The sequence below is a fragment of the Pseudomonas sp. REST10 genome, from assembly GCF_029542605.1.
In the GTDB taxonomy this organism is placed as follows: Bacteria; Pseudomonadota; Gammaproteobacteria; order Pseudomonadales; family Pseudomonadaceae; genus Aquipseudomonas; species Aquipseudomonas khazarica.
The window spans coordinates 2,178,967-2,192,566 of the sequence record NZ_CP035677.1; the positions used below are offsets into that span (position 1 = coordinate 2,178,967).

13 protein-coding genes are annotated in these 13,600 nt (G+C 67.1%); 8 read left to right on the plus strand and 5 right to left on the minus strand.

Annotated elements, in window-relative coordinates; genetic code table 11:
* The first annotated feature begins 92 nt into the window (after nt 1-92).
* Genes EWH21_RS10260 through EWH21_RS10270 form a run of 3 tightly spaced genes read left to right on the plus strand, consistent with a single transcriptional unit; the run spans nt 93 to nt 3,890 of the window.
* Entirely contained in the window at nt 93-1,022 is a 930-nt protein-coding gene (locus EWH21_RS10260; RefSeq protein ID WP_047589519.1) for a triacylglycerol lipase, read from the plus strand.
* A 45-nt stretch (nt 1,023-1,067) separates the two neighbouring features.
* Entirely contained in the window at nt 1,068-2,129 is a 1,062-nt protein-coding gene (locus EWH21_RS10265; RefSeq protein ID WP_277700437.1) for a lipase secretion chaperone, read from the plus strand.
* 12 nt (nt 2,130-2,141) lie between these two features.
* Nucleotides 2,142-3,890 (plus strand): hybrid sensor histidine kinase/response regulator, encoded by a 1,749-nt coding sequence (locus tag EWH21_RS10270; protein WP_277700438.1) that lies wholly within the window; start codon nt 2,142-2,144, stop codon nt 3,888-3,890.
* Here the strand turns inward: EWH21_RS10270 and EWH21_RS10275 are convergent, their stop codons facing one another.
* From EWH21_RS10275 to EWH21_RS10290, 4 genes are all read right to left on the minus strand, one after another.
* Nucleotides 3,891-4,502: a response regulator transcription factor gene (locus EWH21_RS10275; RefSeq protein WP_037053534.1), complete on the minus strand. Its 612-nt coding sequence runs from the start codon at nt 4,500-4,502 to the stop codon at nt 3,891-3,893. It lies immediately after the preceding gene.
* 63 nt (nt 4,503-4,565) lie between these two features.
* Nucleotides 4,566-5,840 (minus strand): outer membrane protein transport protein, encoded by a 1,275-nt coding sequence (locus EWH21_RS10280; RefSeq protein WP_277700439.1) that lies wholly within the window; start codon nt 5,838-5,840, stop codon nt 4,566-4,568.
* A gap of 153 nt (nt 5,841-5,993) precedes the next feature.
* The gene (locus EWH21_RS10285) at nt 5,994-6,473 is read right to left on the minus strand and encodes a hypothetical protein (RefSeq protein ID WP_277700440.1); all 480 of its coding nucleotides are present in this window, start codon (nt 6,471-6,473) and stop codon (nt 5,994-5,996) included.
* Nucleotides 6,474-6,672: 199 nt separating this feature from the next.
* Complete coding sequence (locus EWH21_RS10290) at nt 6,673-7,527, minus strand: sulfurtransferase (RefSeq protein ID WP_277700441.1); 855 nt, start codon at nt 7,525-7,527, stop codon at nt 6,673-6,675.
* A gap of 358 nt (nt 7,528-7,885) precedes the next feature.
* Between EWH21_RS10290 and gdhA the strand changes: the two genes are divergently transcribed.
* Together gdhA and EWH21_RS10300 are read left to right on the plus strand one after the other, a co-directional pair.
* Nucleotides 7,886-9,223: an NADP-specific glutamate dehydrogenase gene (gene gdhA, locus EWH21_RS10295; protein ID WP_277700442.1), complete on the plus strand. Its 1,338-nt coding sequence runs from the start codon at nt 7,886-7,888 to the stop codon at nt 9,221-9,223.
* Between the two features lie 92 nt (nt 9,224-9,315).
* Nucleotides 9,316-9,996, plus strand: a complete 681-nt coding sequence (locus EWH21_RS10300) for a hypothetical protein (RefSeq protein WP_150609132.1) — start codon at nt 9,316-9,318, stop codon at nt 9,994-9,996.
* Nucleotides 9,997-10,038: 42 nt separating this feature from the next.
* Here the strand turns inward: EWH21_RS10300 and EWH21_RS10305 are convergent, their stop codons facing one another.
* Nucleotides 10,039-11,100 carry an SMP-30/gluconolactonase/LRE family protein gene (locus EWH21_RS10305; RefSeq protein ID WP_277700603.1) on the minus strand — a complete coding sequence of 354 codons (1,062 nt, stop codon included), beginning with the start codon at nt 11,098-11,100 and terminating at the stop codon, nt 10,039-10,041.
* Between the two features lie 131 nt (nt 11,101-11,231).
* On the opposite strand from EWH21_RS10305, the gene rnd reads away from it, so the two are divergent.
* From rnd to EWH21_RS10320, 3 genes are read left to right on the plus strand one after another with little or no spacing between them, the layout of a single operon-like run.
* A complete protein-coding gene (gene rnd / locus EWH21_RS10310) occupies nt 11,232-12,365 on the plus strand; it encodes a ribonuclease D (RefSeq protein WP_047589719.1) in 1,134 nt (377 codons plus the stop codon).
* A complete protein-coding gene (locus EWH21_RS10315) occupies nt 12,362-12,655 on the plus strand; it encodes a YcgL domain-containing protein (RefSeq protein WP_047589720.1) in 294 nt (97 codons plus the stop codon). Before rnd ends, EWH21_RS10315 begins: the two co-directional genes overlap by 4 nt.
* Nucleotides 12,656-12,658: 3 nt before the next feature.
* Entirely contained in the window at nt 12,659-13,591 is a 933-nt protein-coding gene (locus tag EWH21_RS10320) for a D-2-hydroxyacid dehydrogenase (RefSeq protein WP_277700443.1), read from the plus strand.
* Nucleotides 13,592-13,600 lie beyond the last annotated feature (9 nt).

The following is a 13,600-nucleotide window of genomic DNA, read 5'->3' on the forward strand; positions in this document are numbered from 1 at the left end:
GGGCGATGGGCCGCATCCGCTCGCCTGCCTAGACTGGCCAGGCGCCGGACGCAGTTCCCCGGCGTGCCCACAAGAACAATAAGGAGGCACCCATGCGTCGCGTCTATACCGCTGCCATCGCCACCCTCGCTCTGCTCGGCGCCGTCGAGGCCCAGGCGGGCGATTACACCAGGACCAGGTACCCGATCGTGCTGGTGCACGGCGTGACCGGCTTCAACACCATCGGCGGTCTGGTCAACTACTTCCACACCATCCCCTGGAACCTCGAGCGTGACGGTGCCCGGGTCTATGTCGCCAGCGTCGCCGCGTTCAACGACAGCGAGCAACGTGGCGCCGAGCTGGCGCGGCAGATCGTGCCCTGGGCGGCGGCCGGTGGTGGCAAGGTCAACCTGATCGGCCACAGCCAGGGCTCGCCGACCTCGCGGGTGGCGGCGTCGCTGCGCCCGGACCTGGTGGCGTCGGTCACCTCGGTCAACGGCGTCAACAAGGGCTCCAAGGTGGCCGATGTGGTGCGTGGCGTGATCCCGCCCGGCAGCGGCATCGAAGGTGGCGCCAATGCCATCGCCAACGCGCTGGGCGCCCTGATCAACCTGCTCTCCGGCTCGAGCAATCCGCAGAGCGGCATCGACGCCCTGGCCACGCTGACCACGGCCGGGACCAACGCGCTCAATGCGCGCCATCCCTGGGGCGTGAACAGCAGCAGCTACTGCGCCAAGTCCAGTGAAGTGCAGAACGTTCGTGGCTACAGCATCCGCTACTACTCGTGGACGGGGAACTCGGCCTACACCAACGTGTTCGACGCGGCCGACCCGTTCCTCGCGTTCACCGGCCTGGTCTTCGGCAGCGAGAAGAACGACGGCCTGGTCGGCGTCTGCTCGACCTACCTGGGGCAGGTGATCGGCGACAGCTACAACATGAATCACGTCGACGCGATCAACCACCTGTTCGGGATTCGCGGCTGGACCGAACCGGTGTCGCTGTATCGCCAGCATGCCAACCGCCTGAAGAACAAGGGCGTCTGATCCTGAAGAGTGCGGCGGGGCCTGGCTCCGCCGCAGCGAGGCGACATGTCCAGATTCCTCGGTTTTTCCCTGGCTGCCGTGCTCCTGGCCGGCGGCCTCACGTTCTACTGGCGCTGGCCCGCCCCGTTGCCGCCAGCGACACCTGCCGCGCGCGCTGAGCCCGGCGCTGCGCCCGTGCAGTCGCCTGAGGTGCCAGTGGCCCCCGCGCGGGTTTCCGGCATGGCCCAGGCACCTGCCACCACGGCGCTGCCGAGCCTGGCCGGCACCACGGTGGATGGCCAGCTGCGCAGCGACGCGGCCGGCAACTTGGTGCTGGACCTGGCCGTGCGCGATTACTTCGACTACTTCCTCAGTGCCGTCGACCAGTCCGGTCTCGATGCGGTGATCGAGGTCCTGCTGGCCGACGCCGGCGCTCGCCTGGAGGAACCGGCCCTCGGTCAGCTGATCGGCCTGCTGGGTGACTACCTGGACTACAAGCGCGCCAGCATGGCGTTGCTGCAGCAGCCGCTGCAGAGCAGGCAGCAAGCCGACCCGCAGGCACAGTTGCAGGTGCTGCAGGCGGCCCTCGCTCAGCTCGACGAGCTGCGCCGCGGCCATTTTTCCGCGGCGGCGCAGGAGGCGCTGTTCGGTGCGGAGCAGGCCTACGCCCGCTACACCCTGGACAGCCTGGCGCTGCAGCAGCGCGACGACCTCGACGCGGGGCAGCGTGCGCAACTGCTCGAGCAGTTGCGCGAGCGCCTGCCGACGGCGCTGCGCGAGAGCGAACAGCGCCAGCAACTGGCGTTGCAGCAGCTGCAGCACAGCGAGCAGCTGTGGCGCGACGGGGCGGACGAGCAACAGGTGCGCGAGTTCCTGGCGATGACCTATGATCCGGATACCGTGCAGCGCCTGCTGGCCGAGCAGCGTCGCGAGCGTGACTGGCAGCAGCGCTACCAGGCCTACCGCAGCGAACTGGCTGGCCTGCAGGGCCAGGGGCTGAGTGCGACGGATGGCGAGCAACTGCAGCGCCAGTTGCGTGAGCGGCTGTTCGCCAATGAAGACCGATACCGTGTGGAAACCTATGACGCCATCGCCGCCAAACAGCTGGAGTCGCCGGGCGCGCCCTGAGGAGCGTCTGCGTTGAGCGAGCAGCAGCTGCTGGCCCAGCAGCGCCGTGGCTATCGTTCGCTGTGCTTCGTCGCACCACTGGAGGCGGGCTTCGCCGAACACCGGGTGCAGCGCATTCGCCGGCGCCTGCCGCTGATCGCCGCCACTGCCGCGCTGTTCCAGGTGATCTATGCGCTGCTGGACTTCCTGCTCATGCCGTTGTCGGTCAGCCTGTCGGTCCTGCCGTTGCGGGTGCTGGCGCTGACGGCGGTCCTGCTGTCGTTTCTCTACTGTCGGCGTGCCGCTGCGCCACTCGCCCGGGTGCCGCCGGTCTATGCGGCGGCTTACTGGGTCAATGGCGTCAGCGTCGCGCTGATCGTGCACCTGTGCTGGCTGCAGGGCGTGGCGATGCCCTATGACGGCCTGTTTCTCATCCTGCTGTTCGGCTATGCGCTGCTGGGGCTGTCGTTTCGCGCGATCAGCCTGTGCAGCTGGAGCTTCTGCCTGCTGTTCGTCGGCCTTGGCGCGGTGTTCGGCGAAACCGGTGGTGCACTGGCCTATCAGGGGCTGTTCCTGTTCTGCGCCAACCTGATCGGTACGGTCGGCGCCTACATGCAGGAACATGGCCAGCGCGGCGCCTGGCTCAACCTGCGTTTGCTGGATCTGGCGCGCCAGCGGGCAGAGGCCGATGACGCACGCAAGCTGCGGCTGCTGGCGGCGGCCAGTCACGATCTGCGCCAGCCACTCAATGCCATGGGCCTGTATGCCGAACACCTGGTGGAGCAGGGCGGTGACCAGCAGACCCGGCGTATCAGTGCGCGCCTGGCCGCATCAGTGGAGCAGCTCGGGCGCCTGCTGCAGTCGTTGCTCGACTACACCCGGCTGACCTTGCCGGGTGGTGTGCAGGCGCGGCCACATGCCTTCGCGCTGCGCCCGCTGCTCGAACGTCTGCTCGCCGAGGTGGCCCCGGAGGCACGCCAGCAGGGGCTGCAACTCGACCTGCAGTGCGCTGAGCTGGGGGTGTGCAGTGACCCTCTGCTGCTGGAACGCCTGCTGCGCAACCTGCTCAACAATGCGCTGCTGCACGCGCAGGCCCGGCACCTGCAGGTGACCGCACGGGCTGACGGCGATGCCGTGGCGCTGCAGATAGCGGACGATGGTCGGGGCCTGAGCGAGGCCGAGCAGGCGCTGGTGTTCGAAGAGTTTCGTCAGCTGGACAACCCCGGGCGCAACGCCGAGCGCGGGCTGGGGCTCGGCCTGGCAATCGTCAGGCAGTTGGCGCAGGTACTGAATCACCCGCTGCGCCTGGATTCACGACCTGGCGCTGGGGCGCGCTTCGCTCTGCGTCTGCCGCTTGCCGGGATTCCGCTGCCGGTCGCGCGCGGTGAGGGGGCGACGGCGTTGCGCGGGCGGGTCCTGCTGCTCGAGGACGACGCCACCGGGCGCGAGGCGCTGGCCGGCCTGCTGCGCCGCTGGGGCTGCGAGGTACAGGCCTGTGCCGACCTGACGACGGCGTTGCAGGCGGCAAGCCGGGAAGTGCCGCAGCTGGTGATCAGCGACTACCGCCTTGGCGGGCGGGAGGATGGCTTGCAGGCCATCGAGCGCTTGCGCGAGGCGGCCGGGCAGATGTTGCCGGCCTTGCTGATCAGCGCCGACCTGAGCCCCGAGCTGCATGAGCGCTGCCTGCCGGCGCATGTCATGCCGCTGGCCAAGCCGCTGCTGCCGGCCCGCCTGCGTCAGGTGCTGGCGACCCAGTTGCAGGTGCGCCAGGCCGTCAGCTGATCACAGCCAGCCGCGCTGCCGGGCGGCGCTGACGCAGGCGGTACGGGTGTGCACGGCGAAGGTTTCGAACAGCGTCTTGAGGTGGGTCTTCACCGTGTCTTCGGCCAGCCCCAGCTGGCGGCTGATGGCCTTGTTCGGCAGGCCTTCGGCCAGCAGCTGGAGGATTTCCAGCTGGCGCGGGGTGAGCGGAGAGGCATTGCTCGGCGCCGGCAGCGTTTCACCGAGCAGAACGCGCGTCACCGCCTGGCGCAGGGCGTTGCCGTCGGCACTCTTGGGAATGAAGCCGAGGGCGCCGGCGGCTAGGGCGGCCTGGGCATCCAGTGACGAGTCGCTGGCACTGAGGATGGCCACCGGTGTGCTTTCGCCCCGGGACAGCCAGCGCTGCAACAGCTCCAGGCCCGGTTCGTCAGGCAGGCGCAGGTCGAGCAGGATCAGGTCGTATGCATGCTGGCGCAGGCACTGTTCCGCCTCCGCGGCGCTGTGCGCGGTGTGGATCAGCAGGTTCTGGCTGAGGGGCGACAGGGCCAGGGACAGGCCATCGAGGAAGATGCGGTGGTCGTCGACCAGCAACAGGCGGAGGTGTTCGGGCAGGGTGGTGCAGAGGGCAGTCATGATGTACTCACGCGGCTTTTCTTGTTGTTCTGCCGCGTGAGTTTAGCCAATGCCGGGCGTCGATTAGAAGCGGTAGCTGAGCGATGCCCCCAGGCCGTGAGCGCTGTTCTTGTAGCGCGCGCTGTAGCTGCCGCGGGTCGAGCTCTGGTGGTTCACGTCCACCGTCTCTTCCTGCAGGTAGGAATAGGCCACGTCGATGGTCATGTCCTGGGTCGGGCTCCAGCCGGCGCCAAGGCTGAAGATGGTGCGGTCGCCGGACGGCACGCGCGGCGAGCGGTCGGTGTTGTTGATCGGCGACTGGTCGACGGCGATACCGGTGCGCAGCGTCCATTGCGGGCTGACCCGGTACGACAGGCCGATCGCGTGGGCCCAGGTGTCGTGCCAGTTCTGCTCCTCGACGATGGTGGAGAGGTTCGCCGGCAGCGTGGCGGCATCGTTCTCCACACGGATTTCCTTGAAGCGGCTCCAGCGCGTCCAGGTACTGCCCAGGTGTAGCGTCAGGGCGTCGGTGAGGTCATGGGTGATCGACAGGTCCACCGACTCGGGCGTGGTCAGGTCGAGGCTGGCGTCGTACTTGCCGGACAGGCCGGCCAGCGCGCCGCTGGCGGAGACCCGGGTGTCGCCTTCCAGCTCGTACTTCACGCGCGAGTGATAGGTCAGGCCGGCGCGGGTGCGCGGGCTGAACTCGTAGAGCACGCCGGCATTGAAGCCGACGGCGGTATCGTTGCCCTTGACCCTCACCTCGCCATCGTTGCGGCCGGGGCTCAGCGGGTTGAGCAGGGAAGAGCTGAGTTCGCCTTCGATATGGTTGAAGGTCGGGCCGAAACCGACCGACAGCTGGTCGTTGAAGCGATAGCTCAGCGTCGGCTGGATGGTGATCACGCGCACGTAGCTCTTGTTGGCGTAGTAGCGCCCCTGGAAGCCGTTCTCGTAGTCGGTCATCAGGCCGAAGGGCGCATAGATGCCGAGGCCGAATGCGACCTTGTCGTCCAGTGGCTTGACGAAGTAACCCATGGGCACGCCGGTGGTCGGCACCATGTCGCCGTCGTTGCTGCCCGACAGGGAGAGCGGGCCGGCGCTGGCGCTGGCATGGCTGATATCGGTCTTGGCATGAATGGCTGCGGCGCCGAAGTACACCTCGCTGCGCTTGAGGCGCGACATGCCGGCCGGGTTGCCGAATACGGTGCTGGCGTCATCGGCGGACGACGAGCGCCCTGCGAACGAGGTGCCCATACCGGAAATGCTTTGCTCGTTGAGGGTGAAGCCACTGGCGAAGCCATGGCTCGACGTGGCGGTGATGGCGACGGCCAGGCCTGTCTTGAGAAGGCGTTTGCTCACGGGGGGAAGCTCCTGTGGTGGGGCGAGGGGGGCGCACGCTACAGTTTTTCCTGACCTGTGCCAAGGCGCTTAAGTTCCCGAAATAGAGCGCATTGTCGGACAATTGTCTGAATTTTGCGCAGATATGGGCGCAATGCTTTCATGTCCGATCGGTCAGGCTACCTGGCTGACCTGGTCGATGTGCCGGTGCCAGGCATCGAGAAAGTCGGTCTGGCGCCCGCAGGGCTGGAACACCTTGCACCAGATCCGCTCCAGGGCGGGGACGTCGTCGGCCGCCGGCAACTCCAGTTGCTCGGCTTCCACCAGCAGCCAGGCGATGGCCGTGGCGTAGCGCAGGTTGACCGTCAGCTCCAGGTGCGGGGCCTCGAGGAAGGCGTGTTGGCTGGCCAGGCCGCGTACCCGGCTGGCCAGCTCCGGGTCGCGGGCCAGGTGCTGGTCCCAGAGCGCCAGGTGGCGTTGCTCGCTGATGCGATAGAGACCATGGCCGTGCGGGGTGTCGAGTGCGCTGCCGAGGTCCGACTGACAGGCCGCGGCACCCAGCAGCAGGGCTTCGGCCGTTGCGCTGTGACGTTGCAGGTAGAGCAGGGTAGGGCGGATCACATGCTGGCTGAGGTCGCAGGCGGCTATTCCCATGGCATCCTCGCGAAAGGTGCCGGTGGGGCCGGGCGCGTGGCAGCTGTTCTAGTGGCTCTTCGATAAAGGCCCCACCGGGAGCGGGGTTAGCCGCTCATTTTCAAGTCTAGTGCGATATTTCAGCTGTAAAGGGCTGTTTTTAAATTGATTCCGGATTTCAGTTATTGGGCATATTTCCTTTGGTGCTTAGCGCCAGGGCTCAGTCGCCGGTGGCGATCGGATGCGCCGGGTTGGTGATCCACTCGCTCCAGGAGCCGGCGTACAGCGCGGCCAGCGGGTAGCCGGCGAGGCTCATGGCGAACAGGTTGTGGCAGGCGGTGACGCCGGAACCGCAGTAGGCCACCAGGTCGTCCAGCGGGCGCTCGCCGCGCAGCGCGTCGAAGCGTTCGCGCAGCGCCGCGGCGGGCAGGAAGCGGCCATCGGCCCCGAGGTTGTCGGTGAAGGCCGCGCACTGGGCCCGGGGAATGTGCCCGGCAACCGGGTCGAGCGGCTCGACTTCACCGCGAAAGCGCGGCAGCGCGCGGGCATCGAGCAGGGTCAGGTCGGGATTGTCCAGGCGTGCCGCCAGTTGTTCGGCACTCAGCAGCAGGCTGCTGTCGGGTTGCGCGGGGAAATCGCCGGGGGTGTTGTCCGGCTGCGCCGTGGTCAGCTCGAAGCCGGCCTCGCGCCAGGCCTTGAGGCCGCCATCGAGCAGGTACAGGTGATCGCGCTTGCCGAGCCAGAGCAGCAGCCACCAGGCGCGTGCGGCGTAGGCACCGGGGCCATCGTCATACAGCACTACCTGGCTGTCGCTGCGCAGGCCGCAGGCGCGCAGGCGTTCGATCAGGGTGCTGGGGTCCGGCAGCGGATGGCGACCGGTGACGCCCTTGACCACCGGTGCGGAAAGGTCCTGCTCCAGGTCGACGAAATGCGCCTCGGGAAGATGCCCGTCGAGGTAGCTGCGGCGCCCGTAGCTCGGGTCTTCGAGGGCGAAGCGGCAGTCCAGGAGCAGCAGGTTCTCCTGGCCCAGACGTTGGCGAAGCTGTTGCGCGCTGATCAGTTGAGCGAGTGGCATGGAGCCTCCGGTGTCGTGTACGCGTTTGCCGGCATCATACCGCCTGGCCAATCCGGCGCACGCAGTTCGATCTCTCGCCAGGAAGGAGCCATTTCATGCCGGGCCTGCAACCCATCGCGCAAGGCACGAACCTGCCCCGTCACGCCGCTTCGTGAGTCTTCGGGCAAAAATAGTGCAACCTTATGTGTATTTTTGGTGCGTATCAGGGCGCTGCAGGCCCCTACAAACTGGAGATCCATTGCTGTTTCATGTTGCCGCGCACCTGAAAGTTTCATCAAGGCGACATTTTGATCTGTTTTGGTGCCTTTTCGCCTGATAGAGTGCCGGCCACTTTGTCTGCGTGGCGTCGAGGTGCCGCATGTCGTTGTCCGTCGATTCTTTCCTGGCGCGCCTGAAGCAGCGCGATCCTGATCAGCCAGAATTCCATCAGGCGGTGGAGGAGGTGGTGCGCAGCCTGTGGCCCTTCCTCGAAGCCAACCCGCGCTATCGCGATGCCGGCATTCTCGAACGCATGGTCGAGCCGGAGCGGGCCATCCTGTTCCGCGTGCCCTGGGTGGATGATCGCGGCCAGGTGCAGGTCAATCGCGGCTTTCGCATCCAGATGAGCAGCGCCATCGGGCCCTACAAGGGTGGCCTGCGCTTTCACCCTTCGGTGAACCTCGGCGTGCTCAAGTTCCTCGCGTTCGAGCAGGTGTTCAAGAACTCCCTGACCTCATTGCCCATGGGCGGCGGCAAGGGCGGTGCGGACTTCGACCCCAAGGGCCGCAGCGAAGGCGAGGTGATGCGCTTCTGTCAGTCGTTCATGAGCGAGCTGTACCGCCACATCGGCGCCGACCTGGATGTGCCGGCCGGTGACATCGGTGTCGGCGCTCGTGAGATCGGCTATCTGTTCGGCCAGTACAAGCGTCTCTCCAACCAGTTCACCTCGGTGCTGACGGGCAAGGGCCTGAGCTACGGCGGCAGCCTGATCCGCCCGGAGGCCACGGGCTACGGCTGCGTGTACTTCGCCCAGGAGATGCTCAAGCGCCTCGGGCAGGGTTTCGCAGACAAGCGGGTGGCCATCTCCGGCTCCGGCAACGTCGCCCAGTACGCGGCGCAGAAGGTCATGGACCTGGGCGGTCGGGTCATTTCGCTGTCCGACTCCGAGGGCACGCTGTATGCCGAGGCCGGCCTGAGCGCCGAGCAGTGGCACTACCTGATGGAGCTGAAGAACGTGCGTCGCGGTCGGCTGCGCGAGATGGCCGAGCACTATGGCCTGCAGTTCCTCGCGGGGCAGCGTCCATGGAACCTGGCGTGCGACATCGCGCTGCCCTGCGCGACGCAGAACGAGCTGAACGGCACGGATGCCCGTGTCTTGCTGGGCAACGGCTGCATCTGCGTGGCCGAAGGCGCCAACATGCCCTCGACCCTGGAGGCTGTGGACCTGTTCGTCGAGGCCGGCATCTGCTACGCACCGGGCAAGGCCTCCAACGCCGGTGGTGTGGCCACCAGCGGCCTGGAAATGAGCCAGAACGCCATGCGCCTGCACTGGAGTGCCGGTGAAGTGGACGAGCGCCTGCACGGCATCATGCAGAACATCCACCACGCCTGCGTGCACCACGGCGAGGAGAATGGCCGGATCAACTACGTCAAGGGCGCCAATGTCGCCGGCTTCGTCAAGGTCGCCGACGCCATGCTGGCGCAGGGTGTGGTCTGAGCGACCCTCGCTGCGGATGACGTTGCTGTGTCGGGCGAGCGATTCAGGCATGCTGCCTGCCTTATCGCTCGTCACGCAGGTTTGCGCTCCGCATGAAACGCTTCGTTTTGCTCGACACCGCTCCGATCCCGGGTACGGACGGTGCATTGAACCTGTTCGAATACGGGGACGATTTCGTCATCAAGATTGCCGGCGGTGATGGTGGGCAACTGATGAATACACGCATGCACGGCTCGGAAGATGCCCTGGCCGCGATTCCCTGCAAGCAGATTGCCGGGCGCCCGCAGGCGCGGGTGCTGATTGGCGGCCTGGGCATGGGGTTTACCCTGGCTTCAGCTCTGCAGCACCTGGGGGCTGACGCCGAGGTCGAGGTCGCCGAGCTGGTGCCGGGAGTGGTCGAGTGGAACCGTGGCGCGCTGGGCGCGAAAGCCGGTCATCCGCTGCGCGACCCGCGTGCGCTGATCATTCAGGAGGACGTCGCCAAGCTGCTGCAGGCTGCCGAGCAACGCTACGACGCGATCATGCTGGATGTCGACAATGGCCCGGAAGGGCTGACCCAGAAGGGCAATGACTGGCTGTACAGCATGCCCGGACTGTATCAGTGCGCCAGGGCGCTGCGGCCCGGGGGCATGCTGGCGGTGTGGTCGTCCAGCGCTGACCGGGCCTTCTCGGAGAAAGTGCGCAAGGCGGGCTTCAAGGGTGAGGCGGTGCAGGTCTATGCCCACGGCAATCGCGGCACGCGGCACACCATCTGGATCGCCCGGAAGGTCTGAACAAGCGGCCCGTGCCTGCAACGGGCAGGGCCGCTTCGTCGCTCAGTGAAGCGGCAGCTTGCCGATGCGGTCGTTGTCCAGGCTGCCGAAGTACAGGTAGTCACCCACCGGTTTCACCGACGTGACCATGCGCAGGTGCGTGCCGCTGGTGTCATGCAGGCTGCGGACGATCTTGCCGTTCTCGTCGAGGGCGATGGCGAAGCCATAGGGAATCGCCTTCGGCCACAGTGCGCGCGGCAGCTTGGCCAGTTGCGCCTTGAGCCAGGGGTGGCGATGGAGGAAGTCGGCATCCGCCTTGCGCGGCGTCGGCAGGGCCACCCAGAAGGTACCCTTGCGGTCGCCTTGCAGGTTGTCCGGCAGGCCCGGCAGGTTGTCGATGAACACCTCATGCTGACCGGCCCGCTCGCCCTTGAGCCAGTAACGGGTGATGCGATAGCGATAGGTTTCGTTGACCAGCACGAAGTCCTCGTTGGCCGACAGCGCCACGCCATTGGCGAAGTACAGGTCATCGAGCAGCACGCGGGTCTCGCCGGTGCTCGGGTCATAGCTGAGCAGGCGTCCATGCGGGCGCGCTTCGAGCAGGTCGAGCAGGTAGTCCGGTTGCTGGAAGCGCGAGGAGGCGTCGCTGAAGTAGATGATGCCGTCGCTGGCGATGTCCAGGTCGTCGGTGAAGGCGAAGGGCAGGCCGTCGGCCTCTGTGCTCAGCACCTCGATGCGGCCCTGCGGATCGATGCGCAGCAGGCCCTTGTAGGCATCCGCGAGGATCAGGTTGCCGGCGGCATCGAAGTCCATGCCCAGCGGACGGCCTCCGGTATCGGCGAAGGTTTCCACGCTGTCGTCGGCCAGCACGCGGACGACGCGTCCATCATGCAGGCCTGCGTACACCCGGCCCTGGGCATCGACTGCGGTGTCCTCCGGGCCGTGGATCTGACCGCGCGCCAGCAGCTCGGCTTTCATCAGGGTGTCGTTGGGCTCCAGCACAGCGGTCATCGGTGGTGCCTCGGGCGCTTCCCAGGGCAGGGGGGCGATGGGGCTGGGCGTGAGCGCCAGGTAGAGCGCTGCCGCGAGCAACAGCAGGACGGGCAGGGCGAGCAGTTTCTTCAGCATTGTTGTTCTTCCGTGTCGGAGGGCGATGCGCGGCACAGGTTACACAGATCGAGCCTCCGGCGGCAGCTCGCTGCCCGTCGAGTGGCCAGGGCATATATACTGCGCGCCATTGTTCATGGGAGAGCCGCGTGGCTAACGACATACACTGGATTCTCGACGACGCCAGCCTGGCCGAGCACTGCGCCGTCTGGCAGACGCTGCCCTTCGTCGCGCTGGACACCGAGTTCATGCGCGTCGACACCTTCTATCCCATCGCCGGGCTGCTGCAGGTCAGCGGCGGTGACGGCGCCTACCTGATCGACCCGCTGCGCATCAGCGACTGGACGCCATTCGCCGCGCTGCTCGAAGCGCCCAACGTGGTCAAGGTGCTGCATTCGTGCAGCGAGGACCTGGAGGTGTTCCTGCGCCTGACCGGCAGCCTGCCGGCGCCGCTGTTCGACACGCAACTGGCGGCCGGTTACCTCAACCTCGGTTTCTCCATGGGCTATTCGCGCCTGGTCCTGGCCTTGCTCGACATCGAGCTGCCCAAGGGCGAGACCCGTTCCGACTGGTTGCAGCGGCCGCTGTCGGCGTTGCAGGTGCGCTATGCCGCCGAGGATGTGCTGCATCTGGTGGAGGTGTACCGCGCCTTGTCCGCCCGCCTGGCGCCGCAGAAGGTCGAGTGGGTGCTGGAGGACGGTGCCGAACTGGTGGGCAACCTGCACCGCGAAGTCGATCCGGAAGACGCCTGGCGCGATGCCAAGCTGGCCTGGAAGCTTTCCCGTCAGCAGCAGGCGGTGCTGCGCGCCCTGTGTGCCTGGCGCGAGCGGCAGGCGCGTGCGCGCAACCAGCCGCGCAATCGCGTGCTGCGCGAGCATTCGCTGTGGCCGCTGGCGCGTACGCAGCCCGACAACCTGGTCGCCCTGGCGCGCATCGAGGACATGCACCCGAAGACCGTGCGTCAGGATGGTGAAACCCTGCTGCAGCTGATTCGCGATGCGGCGGCGCTGCCGCCCGAGCAATGGCCCGAGGCGTTGCCCGAGCCGCTGCCGATCGAGGCCTCGGCACTGCTGAAGAAACTGCGCGCCGTCGGCCAGCGCGAGGGCGAGCGCCTGGATATCGTGCCGGAGCTGATGCTGCGCAAGAAAACCCTGGAAGCCCTGCTGAAAACGGGTTTCCCCAACGGTCCGTACCAACTGCCCGATTCCCTGCGCGGCTGGCGCCGGGAGTTGATGGGCCAGGCGCTGCTCGACTGCCTGGCCAGCGAAGGAGAATCCGCGTGAAACGCATCTGCTCGATCTACAAAAGCCCGCGCAAGAACGAGATGTACCTCTACGTGCTCAAGGCCGATGCCCTGACCCGCGTGCCCGAAGGTCTGCTCGCCGTGTTCGGCCCGCCCGCGCATGCCTTCGACCTGGTGCTCAGCCCCGAGCGTCAGCTGGCGCGCGAGGACATCGCCCAGGTGCTGGAGAACCTCGAGAAGCAGGGCTATCACCTGCAGATGCCGCCGCCCGAAGAGGATTACATCCAGCATCTGCCCGATGAGCTGCTGTGCCGTAACGATCCGGTCTGAGTCATGCGTCTGCTGATCGCCGAAGACAAGCACGCGCTGTATGCCGAGCAGGTCCGCAGTGCGTGCCCCGATCTGCAGCTGGTGGCGAGCGCCGAGCCGGCGCGCTTGCGCGAGGCCGCCGGGCAGTGCGAAGTCTGGCTGGGCCAGCCGGACCTGCTCACGCCGCTGCTGCGCGAGGGTTTGCGCCCGCACTGGTTGCAGTCGACCTGGGCCGGCATCACGCCGCTGCTGGCGACCGACTTGCCACGTGATTACCGCCTGACCCGCGCCGTCGGCATCTTCGGCCAGGTCATGGCCGAGTACGTGCTCGGGCACATGCTGGCGCATGAACGCCGCTTGTTCGCCCGGCTGGCGGCGCAGGTCGCGCAGCAGTGGGACAACGGCCAGCCACGCAGCCTGCGCGGGCGCCGGGTGCTGGTGGTCGGCTGCGGTGACATCGGCCAGGCCGTGGCCGAGTTTCTCGCGCCGTTCGCCGTGGAACTGCGTGGCCTGGCCAGTCAGGCGCGCGAGCAGGCACCCTTCCTCGAGGTGGCGGCGCTGGACGAGCTGCCCCGCTTGAGCGCCTGGGCCGACTACGTGGTCAATCTGCTGCCGGACACGCCCGCGACCCGTGACCTCTACGACGCGTCGCTGTTCGCCCGTTTCTGCCCGCAGGCTCTGCTGATCAACGCCGGACGCGGCACGGCGGTGGTCGATGCCGACCTGGTGGCCGCGCTGGAACGGCAGCAGCTGGCGGGGGCGGTGATCGACGTATGCCGCGAGGAGCCCTTGCCGGCCGGGCATCCGTTCTGGGCGGCACCGCGCCTGTTGCTGACCGGGCACAGTTCGGCACCGACCGACCCGTTGCTGATGAGCGCGCTGTTCCTCGACAACCTGTCGCGCTGGCAGGCCGCCGCGCCCCTGCGCGGTGAGGTGGACTTCAGTCGCGGCTATTGACCTGCCGTT

Coding starts and splice junctions, on each gene's coding strand:
- EWH21_RS10275 (WP_037053534.1), bottom strand. CDS start 4,502: ATGACTGCCCTCTGCACCACCCTGCCCGAACACCTCCGCCTGTTGCTG.
- gdhA (WP_277700442.1), top strand. CDS start 7,886: ATGTCGTTGTCCGTCGATTCTTTCCTGGCGCGCCTGAAGCAGCGCGAT.
- EWH21_RS10320 (WP_277700443.1), top strand. CDS start 12,659: ATGCGTCTGCTGATCGCCGAAGACAAGCACGCGCTGTATGCCGAGCAG.
- EWH21_RS10300 (WP_150609132.1), top strand. CDS start 9,316: ATGAAACGCTTCGTTTTGCTCGACACCGCTCCGATCCCGGGTACGGAC.
- EWH21_RS10290 (WP_277700441.1), bottom strand. CDS start 7,527: ATGCCACTCGCTCAACTGATCAGCGCGCAACAGCTTCGCCAACGTCTG.
- EWH21_RS10265 (WP_277700437.1), top strand. CDS start 1,068: ATGTCCAGATTCCTCGGTTTTTCCCTGGCTGCCGTGCTCCTGGCCGGC.
- EWH21_RS10285 (WP_277700440.1), bottom strand. CDS start 6,473: ATGGGAATAGCCGCCTGCGACCTCAGCCAGCATGTGATCCGCCCTACC.
- EWH21_RS10260 (WP_047589519.1), top strand. CDS start 93: ATGCGTCGCGTCTATACCGCTGCCATCGCCACCCTCGCTCTGCTCGGC.